The sequence below is a fragment of the Bacillus sp. B25(2016b) genome (genome assembly GCF_001679765.1).
In the GTDB taxonomy this organism is placed as follows: domain Bacteria; phylum Bacillota; class Bacilli; order Bacillales; family Bacillaceae_G; genus Bacillus_A; species Bacillus_A thuringiensis_K.
The window spans coordinates 4186607-4200168 of sequence record NZ_CP016285.1; the positions used below are offsets into that span (position 1 = coordinate 4186607).

The following is a 13562-nucleotide window of genomic DNA, read 5'->3' on the forward strand; positions in this document are numbered from 1 at the left end:
TCTGTAACTTGTTTCATGTGAAACTATTTTTTACTAAATGATTGTTTTATGGGAAAGATAGGTTAAAATAAATACATATTATGAAGAGGAGTAACCAAATTGAATACAAAAAATTAAAAAATAGTTATGGGAACTATTTTACTAACTTCTCTTATTGGAGTTATTAGTGTATCTCTTTATTTCACCTATTATGGTACCCCTTGGGGAAAACAAGCAGCAATTACGGAATCAAAAGAGTATATTACAAAATATTTTAACCTAAATGCAGAAGTCAAAAATACTTCTTACGATGCTAAAATGAATAGCTATGCAATCTCCTTTGAAACAAGTACCGACGGCGAGTTTACTATCGAATATAAAAATCCTAATAACTTTAACATTTCTCCAGAAGTGCAAAAGTATTTAAGCACACACTCTAAATTTATAGAGTAGTAACGAAGCGTACATATACAAAAAAGAGTTGGTGTAACGCCAACTCTTTTTCACATATTCTTATCATACAGTTATATCTTCCTTCTCTATATTTTTAATGCCGTAATATGCAATCACAACTCCAATTGTCGCCAATGCTAGTTGAAGGGGAAGAAAAGTTGCTATAGAAAACGCTGGGTTGCCATTCATTGCAATTGAGACAACGATAAGAGATGAAACAATTGTAGTTGGCACGGAACGTTTACGCATTCCGAAATATAATGGGATTAAACTCATTCCCGCAGTTGCAATGGCTAAAGGAACTAGTTTTATTCCTTCTTGCATCAATTGATCTACTGTGAATGAATTAGGAAGAATTGAAAAATAACTATCTATCCCAAAGAAAACTCCTACTACTAAAATGTTAGATACAATAACTGTTATAAATGTTACTATCGCTGTAATAGTCAACTTACTAGCCATCATTTCCTTTCGGTTAATAGGATAAGAAAACATAAGTAGTATTGTTTTGTTTTTATATTCGCCAATTATTAACCTTGCGATTAATACACTACCAAAAATAATAAACGTTGCTCTTACTATTGTGCTAGCCATTAACAATATCGTCTCTGGATTCCTTATTTCTGCATCACCTTCTACTTGAGCGATGATGCTCACAAAGATCATTAATGCCAGTATAACAACATTTGCAATAATTGCTCTCTTCACGTACCAACCAAGCTTAAACTTTTTCAATTCTAGCTTCATTAAATGTAGCATGATAGTGTCCTCCTTCCTCCTAAGATTTAATCAATATAAATGACTCCTGTTTCACTTAAAATCTTCGCTTCATTTTTTGCATCACCAATCGTTCCTACTTTTATTTTTTCTGTATTTTTATCTTTCTTAAGTCCTTTTAAATCCACTATTACGTCAGCCGAATTACTTTTAGCCATAAGCTTCAATGATGCCGGGACACCTTTATACCGTACGCCAATATCCCCTGATTTTGTTTCTACAAATAATGATTTTCCTTCTGTCATATCTTTCAGTAAGACTTCCCCAGATGTTGAAGTGATGTTCATATTTGAGTTACTTACATTTGTTATATAGTTATCACCAGTCGCAGACTTTATATTTAATTCTTGTACTGAACTATCTTTTACAACTACCTCTCCACTTTGCGATATGAATTCACCTTTCTCCGCTGATAGTCCTACAATCATTCCATCCCCAGATTTCCCTTTTGTCACAATGCTTTTTACTACTATATCGTTTATTTTCACATCACCCGATTTATTATTTAATACAATTTTATCTATCTCTTTCTTCGGAATAGCTATACATATACTATTTTTCTTTCTAAACGTAAAACCATTAAAAAATTTGGCTGCCTTTTGTTTTTGCTTAATCACAATTTTATTTTCTTCATTTTCTATCTTGACGGGATCTATCTCTTTATCTACTTGTTCACCTTGAGCGGAAATTACTATTTTATTAGCGTCTGTACTTTTAAATTCAATATCCCAGTTTTCATTGTCTACTTCTATTTCTTTTATATTATTTATCTCAAAAGACTTTTCTTTCTTAAAATCCTTCCCCTGAAATATCTTAAAACCAAAAACCGCACTAGCAATTGTAATGAATAATATTGCAATTACTATTATTTTTTTCACCAGTCATACCCCAGTTCGTTGTTGTTTTAGGCTTGCTTCACGCCACATCGATCTTGTCGATTTTACGAAACGATAGATAACTAATGAAAATTCCTAATAAACAGAGCACGATTGGGATAGCTATAAAATCAAACATACTTACTTGACCGTTTCCAGGACCATAGTTACCACTAATCAGCATGCCAATTATTACTGCCGAAGTAATCGTTGTCGGTGTCGATTTCTTTCTCATTCCAAAAAATAAAGGAATTAAACTTATACCAGATATCATAAATGCACTTATAAAAGTACCTGGAACGATAGCTATTATTTCACCTATCGTAGCAGGTGTTTCAATCAGTCCCATCATTGGACTCACAAAATATACGAGCAAACTAATAATGAAAGTCGCGATAATCGTGCTCACAAAACAAAAACAAAAAACAATTGTTAATTTCGCACTCATTAGCATTTTCCTTTGAAGCGGATACATAAATGATAGTTGTATCGTTTTATTCTTATACTCATCAATTACTAAACGTGATAAAATGACCGAACTAAAAATAATGAATGTTATCCTAATAAAAATATTTACTAAAGCCATATTCTGTGTGAAGTCAAAGAAGAGTACGTCTCCCTCGGCTTTCATTCCCCATGCCATAAGGCTTACTACAGCGAAAATTGCTATAATACAAATTGCTACACTTTTAAAGTAACTAGATAATTGATGTTTCTTCCATTCGAGCTTCATTAATTTAAACATATAAACCACGCCTCCATTCTTTATATACCTGTCTCTACGCTGCTAACATTCTAATTCCAGCAGTAACGAAGCTTAACATTCCTATCATTAGTAGAATTAACAACCATTTCCGCCCTGGTTTCCTATAATATAAAATCCCACTTATGAACATTACGACCAATCCACTTACTAGATTTACTAACAATCCATTAAGCATGAATGCCCTCTCCATCCATTACATTTAAGAAATATTCCTCTAAGGAACTATGTTTCTTATTAATACTTTCAATTTCCACATCGTTCATAATAAGTGCTTTTGAAATGGCTTGCTGAGACACTGCCGTATCATACACACGAATCATATTTCCGCTCATTATTTTATAATTTTTTATGGCAAGTTTATCTTCTAAAATATAAGCTGCACGCTTCACATCAGGAACAGTAATTTCAATGTACTCTGTTTGTTTTCCGTTAATACTCTTCATTGAAACTTCTTTTATTAGTTTTCCATTTTGAATTACACCAATTGTATCCGCCATTAGTTCCATCTCACCTAAAATATGACTAGAAACTAATAATGTAATGCCATATTCTTTGCAGAGCATTTTAAATAAGTCTCGTAACTCTTTAATACCAATTGGATCTAAACCGTTAATTGGTTCATCTAAAATGAGCAGTTCTGGCTTTGTTACGATTGCCCTTGCAATACCAAGTCGTTGTTTCATTCCCAATGAAAAATCTTTTACTTTTTTATTATCTATCCCTTGCAGTTTCACTAAATGTAATGCATGGTCAATTTCATTTTTATCGTAATAGCCCATATATTCACAATGTAATTCTAAGTTTTCTTTCGCCGTTAATTTATCATAAAAGATTGGATATTCAATAATTGTCCCCATTCTTTTTAATACTTCATAAGATGTGTCTGTTAACTTCTCACCGAAAATTTCAATCTCACCGCTCGTCGGTTTTATTAAATTTGTAATCATTTTCATAATCGTTGTTTTACCAGCACCATTCGGTCCTAAGAAACCGTATATCTCTCCTTTTTTCACATGCATGTTAACGCTAGAAATAACTTCTTTCCCTTTAAACACTTTCGTTAACTGATTCGTTTTTAATATATAGGTCATGTCACTTTCCCCTTTCGCACTACTTTATATTTTTATAATAGACAACGGAAATCTCTTTTTTCTTACCCGTTTCTTACAAATTCCTTACGCTGAAAAAAAAGCTTGTAGAATCTACTTCTCTACAAGCTAAAACTGCATCTTTTTTAATGCAACTGTAAAAATTGTTTTTTCATACGGCTTACTAGAAAGATGAATTTTTCCATCCATCGCTTCCACCAGTCTTTTCGTAATCGTTAACCCTAAACCGCTTCCTTGGTACAATCTATTTCTCGAATCTTCAAGTGTGTACATACGCTCAAACACTTTATCAATATGAGATTCATCAATCCCTTTTCCTTTATCCCATACGTATATATACACATTCGTTTCATCATCTCTTAACGTCATACCCAGTATCTTTCCATCGTCTCCATATGTAATTGCATTTGATATTAAATTGTTCAATACCCTACCTAATACTTCTACATTTCCAAGTGCATATATATTTCTTTCTGGTATATCAATATGAACTTGAAACCCTTTCGCCGTCACTAAATCATAAAAAGATAAAATCTTCTCACGACAAACTTCATTCATATTTACTTTTGTCATCTCAATTGCCTTGTCACCAGATTCTAGTTTTGCTAAATCAAAAAACTTATGAATCAGTTCCATTACTTCTAGTGTTTTCACATGCACCTTTTCAAGTAATATTTGCTGTTCTTCTTTATTCATCGTTTTATCCTTATTTAACATTTCTGTATATCCAAGAATAACTGTTAGCGGCGTCTTTAAATCATGTGAAATATTTGAAAGCATTTTTCTCATCGAAATTTCTACTTTTGCATGATCTGCATTCGTTTTCTGTTTTGCATCTAATAATTGATTAATTGCCACTAATAATTTTTGCAATTCTAGATCATCTGTCATAACGAGTAACTTCTCGCCTGTTTGTACATTTACAATACTTTCCAACTTTTCATATGTGTATCGTAGATTTTTACTACTATTTTTTCTCATTTTATATTGTATGTAAATGACACATAACAATATAAAAATAATACTTATTAACAAATTGACCATATTACATCACTTCCAACTTATAGCCGATGCCCCATAACGTTTTAATATATTCTGGATTAGATGGATCACTTTCGATTTTCTCACGCAATCTCCTCATATGAACATTAATAACGTTATCATCTCCATAATACTCTTCGTTCCAAACTAACGTATATATTTGCGATTTTGTAAATACACGATTTTGATTCTTTACGAACAGTTTTAAAATCTCAAATTCTTTTAAAGTAAGTTTGAGAGGCTTCCCGTTTTTTTCTACGGTAAAATTAATTGGATCGATTGTTAAATCGCCAATTTGAATCATCTTTTCTGTTTCTTCTGTAGTCGAATATTTCGTAGATCTTCGAATACCTGCCTTTACACGTGCAGCTAATTCAATCATAGAAAATGGCTTACAAATGTAATCATCTGCTCCAAGTCCTAATCCAACAGCTTTATCAACATCTGTATCTTTTGCCGACATCATTAAAATCGGAACAGCACTTTTTTCTCGAATAATTCGTACAACCTCTAAGCCATCTAGCTTTGGCATCATAATGTCGAGGATAATCAAATCAAATGAACCTTTTAAATATGTGTTCACGCCTTCTTCTCCATCAGACGCAATTGTTACTTGAAAGCCCTCTTTTATCAAATACTTTTCCACCATCTCTTGAATTGAGATATCATCTTCAACTAATAAAATATGATGTGACATATGTCTATCCCCTTTTTACAAACGTTAACAACTCAATTGTATCCTAACTACTACAGACTTGAAACAAATATATGAATTTTCAAACCAACTTCCCTTCCTTCCTTAACAATGATATGATGAAATTCACTATGATTGTTCATAATTAACTTTATATAAAGGAGACTTATCATGTCAGAAAACAAAAAAGTAAGCTTAGCTGATTTAATGCGCGAACAACTTGCAAAGAAAAAGCAAGGAAATGGAAATGGTCAAAATGCAAAAAATCAAAGCCAAGAAACGAAAAAATTGCAAAACCAACAAACAAAGAAAACAAACAACCAACGTAGACGTACAGGTGTGTAAATGAACGGACAAAAACGTTCTAATATCGCGCCCGGTCTTGAAGTTGATATTGTATTAAAACAAGATCAACGAACAGGCAAATTAACACGTGGAATTGTAAAAGATATTTTAACAAACTCCCCTTCCCATCCGCATGGCATTAAAGTACGATTGCAGGACGGGCAAGTCGGTAGAGTACAAAATATCGTTCAATAAGAAAAGGAGCTCAAGTAAACTCGAGCTCCTTTTCTTTATTAACCTTTAATTTTCTCGATGAAAACTACTTTTAAGTAGTCTCCTTCTTTAAATTGATCAATGGTACGGAAATCTTCTGGTAAAGAATGTTCTTCTAATATTTTATATTTGCCATTCATTTCTTTAAATGCTGTATCGATAAAGCCTTTAAACTTTTTCATATCGAATGCGCTACAATTTGTAGAAGCAACGATAATTCCGTTATTTTCTGTAATGGCAATTGTTTCTTTTAATAAGTTTTTATAATCTTTCGCTGCACTAAATGTATATTTTTTTGAGCGTGCAAAGCTTGGAGGATCAAGTACGACCATATCAAATTTCATTTTTTTCTTCGCTGCATATTTGAAGTAAAGAAATACATCTTCTACAATAATATCTTGCGCTTCATAATCAACTTCATTTACACTAAACTGCTCAATCGTTTTACTTAAACTACGATTTGCAAGGTCAACACTCGTCGTTTTACTCGCTCCGCCAAGCGCTGCAAATACAGAGAAAGCACCTGTATAAGAGAACATATTTAACACTGTTCTTCCCTTTGCATATTTATCACGAATTTGTTTTCGAACGTTACGTTGATCTAAAAATACCCCAACCATTGCCCCATCATTTAAATAAACCGCAAAGTTTACACCGTTCTCTTTTACGATAAGTGGGAACTCGCCGCGCTCTCCTGCTACGAAATCATCACCCTCAATATATTTCCCTTTCGTATCAAAACGCTTTTTCTCATAAATACCTTTAAAGTTTGCTACTTTTTGAAGAGCAGCTATAATCTCATCTCTGAAAGTGTAAATCCCTTCACTATACCAACTTACTACGTAGTAGCCACCATAATAATCGATAATTAGTCCTCCAAGACCATCACCTTCACCATTCACCACACGGAATGCTGTCGTATCACTTGATTTGTAAAATTGCTTTCGTTTATGTAAGGCAGATTTGATTTTACTTTCAAAGAAAGATTGATTAATTTGTTCACTCTCTTTTCTCGTTAAAATCCAGCCATATCCTTTATTTTGTTTTCCATAATAACCTTTTCCGACAAAGTTGTTCTTCTCATCTACTACTTTGATGATTGTTCCTTCTTCACGAACATCATTTAAATTTTGAATCGCATCTTTTAAAATAAGCGGATATCCACTTTTAATTTCTTTTATAAATTTCGGTTTTATTTTTACAGTTACTTCTGATCGCATATAATAACTTCCTTTCCATTTGCATGCTTTCTCTACAGGAAGCATTTAAAAACGAGCCTGAAAAAACAGCCCCGTTTCACTATACCATATTATTGCTTTGCTAGTACAACTAGCTCATCCCCTGGCATAACAGCTATATATTTATACAATGTTGAAAAAGTAAGACTACCATCTCGATGGCGAATAAATAATATTAAATCCTCTGAATCGCTTTCTTCTTTATTAATTTTTTGTTCTTCTGCAACTTGTATCGTTTTAAAAATATAACCATCTTCAATTTTTCTATTTAACTCTTCATAAATTTCATTTTGACCAAACAGTAAATGAGCTTTTTTTGAAAGAGAAATGCGTTCTTGTTCAATCTTTTCCACATCATGGATTGGAAGTAAAAATGTATTATGATGTCCAAACTGCGGTACGTATGTATTTGCAACTAATACATTATAAGAATCCGTATCTGTAACTGCAATTAAGTATTCATACTGATTCATATCAACTTCAAATTGTAACTGTTCAGAGAGTACTTGGCCATTATATGTATTAAGCCCTTTCACCTTTGCACATTGCAAATGTTCTTCAGATACATCTACAATTAAGCTCGGAACACCCATCTCTTTACAGTGCAATGCAAAAGCAGATGAGAATGTACTCGCACCTGAAATTAAGATTCCTGGTGGCTCCGTATTTGCCAATCCTAATTTCTTCGCTAAAAATCCAATTGAAAATCCGTGAGCACACACGGTCGTAATAACGAGTGCAAATGTAAGTGCCGTTAATATAGCAGCGTCTTTATAACCTTCTTGTAATAACTCCGTCGCAAAGTAACTTGAAACCGTTAATGCAACGATACCTCGCGGTGCAATCCAGCCAACTAGCGCCCGTTCTGCTTTTGTTAACTCTGTTCCAATTGTCGATATCCAAATCGATAAAGGACGTACAACAAACAACATCATAAGTACAAAACTTATAATAGGCCAGCTGAAAATCTCCATAATAGTTGTTCTTGGAAGCGATGCTGTTAATATAATAAAAACAGTCGACGTTAGTAGTACTGAAATATTTTCGTTAAAATGACGAATATCACCGATAGAAGAAATATATTTCTTCATCCGTGCAAGCGTAATCCCCATTACGGTTACAGCTAGCATACCTGTTTCATGCATCACTTCATCCGCAATGCCGAAGCATAATAATACCGTAACTAACAAAATTGGTGCTTTTAAATATTCTGGTACTTTTCCCTTTAAAATCATATAACTCATAAAAATACTAAATACATAACCGAGCACCATTGCAAATAATGAACCTGCAAAGAAATACAGCAACGTATGTAATTGTACATTATCTTTCGTTAAGAAATTTACAATTTGAAAGGCAAATACAGCAAGTAAAGCTCCAAATGGATCAACAATAATCCCTTCCCATTTTAAAATTGCAGCTGTTCTTGGTTTTAATCGTGCTTGGCGTAACAACGGAATAATTACCGTTGGACCTGTCACAATAAAAAGTCCTCCAATAATAAATGCAACCGCCCAATCTAATCCAGCGACGTAATGAGCTGCAAGTGAGCCAGCAATCCACGCGATAAACGCACCAAACGTAACGATACGAAATACTGGTTTTGATAGTCCCCTCAGTTCACGTATATCTAAACTTAAACTACCCTCAAACAATATAATTGCAACAGAGAGTGATACGAGTGGACTAAAAACATCTCCAAGCACCTCTTTTGGATTAATAATACCGAAAACTGGACCAATTAATAATCCAGCAACTGCCATAACAACAATGGCAGGAAGCTGGAAGCGCCATGCAGTCCATTGTGAAGCAATACCTAACGTAATAATAATAACGATACTAAGTAAAAGTGATTCAACCATAATACCCTCCTTATTCATAGTATTGCGACAGCAAAGTATAAACCATACTTTGCTTCTATATATTTTCAATAAATTCTATTTACATAATATATAACCAAGTTAAATATATAGTCAACCCATTCAAAAAAAGAACACTGTACTTACATAAAGGGAAACTTTAATCAGCCCTCACCTAACTTCTTTGCTTTCGCTGAATTTTGAGGTGGGGGTCTTACTGACCGGCAAATAGCGGGATAAAAAATATTATCATAAACTAAGATTACCATTGACAATGATAATGATTTTCATTATCATTTAATGTATATGAGTTCTTGAAAATATAGCTACATTTATAGGAGGAATAAACATGATTATTGTTACAAATACAGCTAAAATTACAAAGGGAAATGGACATAAATTAATTGAGCGTTTTAATAAAGTAGGTAAAGTTGAAACGATGCCAGGCTTTTTAGGTCTAGAAGTTCTTTTAACGCAAAATACAGTTGATTATGATGAAGTAACAATTAGCACTCGCTGGAATGCAAAAGAAGATTTCCAAGGTTGGACAAAGAGCGCTGCATTTAAAGATGCTCACTCACATCAAGGCGGAATGCCAGAATATATTCTTGATAATAAAATTGCTTACTATGATGTAAAAGTTGTACGTATGCCAATGGCCGCAGCACAGTAAAAACAGTCCTTTTTTAAAGTATAGAATATGAGAAGCGTTATCTATCACTTCTCATATTCTATACTTTTTTCTTTAATTTCTTTTTACTAATTTTGCATGTACAACTAGCCTCCCAGCCTCTGGATCAAGCGCATAATCACAAGTAGAAAGTGTTACGATTTCATCATTAGCCGTCAATTCCGTATCCGTTTTGTACAGTGATTTTTCTTGAATTTCCTTTAAGAACGATGTATATGCTGCATCATTTTCAAAATCCGTTTCAATGTAATAAAAGTCCGTTGTTGTCGTGTATACTGAAAAAACTTCCACGTCGTATCCTTCAAATAATGTATCGTAATATAATTTACGATGAGACATAAAAAAGTCTTCATCCAACATCTTTTTTAAACTACCAAACATAGAACCGTCTTTCATACGATGGCCATATAAAATCGTATTTCGATTTTGAGATTTCACATCATTACGATGGTCCATAAAAATGCTTCCCGCTCTCATATCTTCACCTTTATAATTACGAAATAAATAGTAATCATTATCTTTTGCTTGAACGATTGGATAATTAATTTGTGTATCATCCATCGTAATCCATCCGACTATCTCTGGATTAATTTTCTGGAGATCCTGAAACTGTTTACGTACCTCTCCATCTTCTGATTTTTCTTCCATTGGACTTCTTTTGTAAATATGTTGTGCCTCAGCCATTACTTTACGATTTTCATAATAATCCATGAAAATCCCGCCCAACTCATACATTGAATAGAAAAAGATTCCTAAAAACACAATTGTAAGTATGCGTTGAAAAAAAGAATTCTTTTTCCGTCCTTTCTTACTATTCAAATTATCACCTCAAAACGGATTATGCTCAGCCTTTAGATTCCCATAGGTACCATGTACAATCCGGTATCTTCATCCTGCTTTACAATGACATCTACACCATATATTGCTTTAACCATTTCTTCTGTTATTACATCATTAGGATTACCTTTCGTAATGATTTCTCCATCTTTCATAACGATAATATGGTCGCTATAACGAATGGCTTGATTAATATCATGTAATACCATTACAATCGTTAGTCCATGAACTTCATTTAACTCTTTCACTAACTCTAATATTTCTAGCTGATAGTAAATATCTAAATATGTGGTCGGCTCATCTAAGAAGAGCATTGGTGTATTTTGAGCTAATGTCATTGCGATCCAAACTCGCTGCCTCTCTCCACCAGATAAAGCATAAATTGGCTTATCACGCTTACTTTGTAAATTCGTACATACTAGTGCACGCTCAATCGCTTCTCTATCTTCATCTGTTTGCGGAGAGAATATATTTTTATATGGCATACGCCCGAAGCTTATTAGCTTTTCCACTGTAATATCTGCTGGAGCCTCATTTTGTTGATGGACAACCGCTAGCTTTCTAGCAAACTCTTTCGGTTTATATTCACTAATCGCTTTTCCATCAAGTATTACTTCTCCACTGCTAGGAGCGTGGTTTCTAGACATGACACTAAGTAATGTTGATTTCCCACATCCATTCGGTCCAATGATTGTTGTAATTTTTCCAATTTCTATTTCACTACTAACAGACTTTAATCGATTTGTTACGTTATCGTATGAAAAGGTTACATTTTTAATTTCCATGAACTTTATCACTCTTTCTAAGCAAGAATATTAAGAATGGACCACCAATAACCGCCATAATTGTTGCTGCTGGAATTTCGTTAGGTGGCACAATTAACCTTCCAATCGTATCTGCCGTCAAAATTAATAACGCCCCTGCAAGAGCAGAAAATGGAATTAATACTTTATGGTCTGAACCGACTAATTGTCTTGAAATATGTGGAACTAGTAATCCTACAAAAGCAATAACACCTGCAATCGCTGTTGATACTGCCGCTAAGAGTACTGCAATGGCAGAAATAATAAGACGAACTCTCGTCACGTGCAAGCCTAAGTTTTTCGCAGTCTTATCTTGTAGCGATAATAAGTTACACCAAGCTCCTACGAACAGAGCAAGAATAAGACCAACCGTTCCATAAGTCACCATTATTTCTACATCGCCCCACGTCTTCATTGTTATGTTAGAAGTCGTCGTTTGCTTAATACTCTTAATAAAATACCCACAAATCGTAACGAATGATTCATTTAACCCAGTAAACATTGCATTAATGGCAATACCAATTAAAATAATGCGAAGCGGGCTTAATCCTGATTTCCATGAAAACGAATAAACGAGATAACATGCAAGCGCACCACCTAAAAAGGCGAATACGGGTGTCCAGAAAAAGAATTGCGGGAACAACGTAATAATAATAAGTGTCATAAAACTAGCTCCTGAAGATATACCGATTACCCCAGCATCGGCGAGTGGATTTTTCATAACAGCTTGAAAAAGCACACCTGAAACAGCAAGAGCCGCTCCAGTGAACAACGCAATAATAATACGCGGAAAACGTAAATCTTTAATGACTTCAACATCTTCATTTCCACCTGTAAATATCCCTTGTACAAGTTCAACAATACCTACTTCTAAACTCCCTTTCATCGCTGACAATGATGTCATAACAATAAGCAATGCAGTAACAATGAGGAAACTCCAAGTTTTTTTATTCATTCTACTCTTCCTTTATATTAAAATGCATCACGGATACATCATTTTTTTCAATTCATCTAACGCTTCAATTGCTGCTAAATTGCCTGTCGTTCCAAATAAACGCTCTTCTAAATCGTAAACACGGTTATTTTTAACCGCAGCAAAGTGTTTCCAAATATCATTTGTTTTAAATTCTTTATCAAACATTTTTACAACTTCATCAGGCATACCATGAGCTGCTCGTAAAATAATATCTGGATCAGCTTTCTTTAAATACTCTGTATTAGAAGCTAAATATTCTACTTGTTCACCTTGCACAATATTTTTACCACCTAGTTGTTTCACTAAATCTCCAATATAAGAATGCTCTGTTGCTACTAAATAACTTCCAGGCACACCTAATAAAATAAGCACTGTCGGTTCTTTCTTTCCTTTTACTTCTTTTTGAATGCTAGAAACCTTTTTATCTAATTTAGTTACTACTGCTTCGGCCTGTTTTTCACGCCCATATTTCTTACCTAAATCGCTAATAGAACTTTGCATATTTTTCAAACTCGTTAAATCTAAAAAGTTTGCTTTCATACCCACACCATCAAAAACTGGCTTTAATTCATATTCAAGTGTTGTCACAGATAACACTTCTGAAGGCTTTAATGACTTTACCTTTTCCATATCTGGACTCATTGGATTCCCAACTTCAGGTAAACCTTTATATCGCTTCGGTAAAGTTTTAGAACTTGTTGGAACGCCGACTAAATCTACTTCTAACGCATCCATAATTTCAGTAACAGCCACTGTTGTTGCAACGACGCGCTCTTTACTTTCACTCTTTACCTGCTTTGCTGATTCTTTTTTTGGTGATGAGCACCCGGCTATACTCATTAACAAAATGATAGCCATTAGTACACTTACAATTTTCTTCACTCTCAATCACAACTCCTTTCCATA

The 13562-nt window shown here is 33.8% G+C and carries 17 protein-coding genes; 4 read left to right on the forward strand and 13 right to left on the reverse strand.

All coding sequences use genetic code 11. The features are described from left to right. The first annotated feature begins 126 nt into the window (after positions 1–126). Positions 127–432 carry a YfjL-like protein gene (locus BAQ53_RS21395; protein WP_003302880.1) on the forward strand — a complete coding sequence of 102 codons (306 nt, stop codon included), beginning with the start codon at positions 127–129 and terminating at the stop codon, positions 430–432. Positions 433–495: 63 nt separating this feature from the next. On the opposite strand, the gene BAQ53_RS21400 is transcribed toward BAQ53_RS21395, so the two are convergent. From BAQ53_RS21400 to BAQ53_RS21430, 7 genes are all read right to left on the reverse strand, one after another. Next, on the reverse strand, positions 496–1191 hold the full coding sequence (locus BAQ53_RS21400; RefSeq protein WP_000902930.1) for an ABC transporter permease: 696 nt from the start codon (positions 1189–1191) through the stop codon (positions 496–498). A 26-nt stretch (positions 1192–1217) separates the two neighbouring features. Further along, complete coding sequence (locus BAQ53_RS21405; protein WP_000720986.1) at positions 1218–2087, reverse strand: DUF4097 family beta strand repeat-containing protein; 870 nt, start codon at positions 2085–2087, stop codon at positions 1218–1220. Between the two features lie 37 nt (positions 2088–2124). Further along, a complete protein-coding gene (locus BAQ53_RS21410) occupies positions 2125–2829 on the reverse strand; it encodes an ABC transporter permease (protein ID WP_000475557.1) in 705 nt (234 codons plus the stop codon). A 34-nt stretch (positions 2830–2863) separates the two neighbouring features. Further along, the gene (locus tag BAQ53_RS21415; RefSeq protein WP_000931778.1) at positions 2864–3025 is read right to left on the reverse strand and encodes a hypothetical protein; all 162 of its coding nucleotides are present in this window, start codon (positions 3023–3025) and stop codon (positions 2864–2866) included. After that, positions 3018–3941 carry an ABC transporter ATP-binding protein gene (locus tag BAQ53_RS21420; protein WP_000221091.1) on the reverse strand — a complete coding sequence of 308 codons (924 nt, stop codon included), beginning with the start codon at positions 3939–3941 and terminating at the stop codon, positions 3018–3020. The genes BAQ53_RS21415 and BAQ53_RS21420 overlap by 8 nt, the downstream gene beginning before the upstream one ends. A 126-nt stretch (positions 3942–4067) precedes the next feature. Next, positions 4068–5003 carry a HAMP domain-containing histidine kinase gene (locus tag BAQ53_RS21425; protein ID WP_000247688.1) on the reverse strand — a complete coding sequence of 312 codons (936 nt, stop codon included), beginning with the start codon at positions 5001–5003 and terminating at the stop codon, positions 4068–4070. A gap of 1 nt (position 5004) precedes the next feature. Continuing rightward, complete coding sequence (locus BAQ53_RS21430) at positions 5005–5697, reverse strand: response regulator transcription factor (protein ID WP_000018036.1); 693 nt, start codon at positions 5695–5697, stop codon at positions 5005–5007. A 168-nt stretch (positions 5698–5865) separates the two neighbouring features. Between BAQ53_RS21430 and BAQ53_RS21435 the strand changes: the two genes are divergently transcribed. After that, positions 5866–6039: a hypothetical protein gene (locus tag BAQ53_RS21435; RefSeq protein WP_001293578.1), complete on the forward strand. Its 174-nt coding sequence runs from the start codon at positions 5866–5868 to the stop codon at positions 6037–6039. Next, positions 6040–6234 carry a YwbE family protein gene (locus BAQ53_RS21440; RefSeq protein ID WP_001014310.1) on the forward strand — a complete coding sequence of 65 codons (195 nt, stop codon included), beginning with the start codon at positions 6040–6042 and terminating at the stop codon, positions 6232–6234. Positions 6235–6272: 38 nt separating this feature from the next. Here the strand turns inward: BAQ53_RS21440 and BAQ53_RS21445 are convergent, their stop codons facing one another. Together BAQ53_RS21445 and BAQ53_RS21450 are read right to left on the reverse strand one after the other, a co-directional pair. After that, positions 6273–7472 (reverse strand): class I SAM-dependent rRNA methyltransferase, encoded by a 1200-nt coding sequence (locus BAQ53_RS21445; RefSeq protein ID WP_001255969.1) that lies wholly within the window; start codon positions 7470–7472, stop codon positions 6273–6275. 89 nt (positions 7473–7561) lie between these two features. Beyond that, positions 7562–9352 (reverse strand): cation:proton antiporter, encoded by a 1791-nt coding sequence (locus tag BAQ53_RS21450; RefSeq protein ID WP_046945867.1) that lies wholly within the window; start codon positions 9350–9352, stop codon positions 7562–7564. 346 nt (positions 9353–9698) lie between these two features. Here BAQ53_RS21450 and isdG point away from each other — a divergent pair, with 346 nt between their 5' ends. Next, on the forward strand, positions 9699–10022 hold the full coding sequence (gene isdG / locus BAQ53_RS21455) for a heme oxygenase (RefSeq protein ID WP_000587818.1): 324 nt from the start codon (positions 9699–9701) through the stop codon (positions 10020–10022). 72 nt (positions 10023–10094) lie between these two features. On the opposite strand, the gene srtB is transcribed toward isdG, so the two are convergent. From srtB to isdE, 4 genes are read right to left on the reverse strand one after another with little or no spacing between them, the layout of a single operon-like run. Next, positions 10095–10859 (reverse strand): class B sortase, encoded by a 765-nt coding sequence (srtB, locus tag BAQ53_RS21460; protein ID WP_001086122.1) that lies wholly within the window; start codon positions 10857–10859, stop codon positions 10095–10097. 32 nt (positions 10860–10891) lie between these two features. Further along, complete coding sequence (locus BAQ53_RS21465) at positions 10892–11662, reverse strand: ABC transporter ATP-binding protein (protein ID WP_000403761.1); 771 nt, start codon at positions 11660–11662, stop codon at positions 10892–10894. Further along, positions 11652–12635 carry a FecCD family ABC transporter permease gene (locus tag BAQ53_RS21470; protein WP_001036834.1) on the reverse strand — a complete coding sequence of 328 codons (984 nt, stop codon included), beginning with the start codon at positions 12633–12635 and terminating at the stop codon, positions 11652–11654. The genes BAQ53_RS21465 and BAQ53_RS21470 overlap by 11 nt, the downstream gene beginning before the upstream one ends. A 27-nt stretch (positions 12636–12662) precedes the next feature. Further along, positions 12663–13544, reverse strand: coding sequence for a heme ABC transporter substrate-binding protein IsdE (isdE, locus tag BAQ53_RS21475; RefSeq protein WP_002164197.1), 882 nt, complete (start codon positions 13542–13544; stop codon positions 12663–12665). Positions 13545–13562 lie beyond the last annotated feature (18 nt).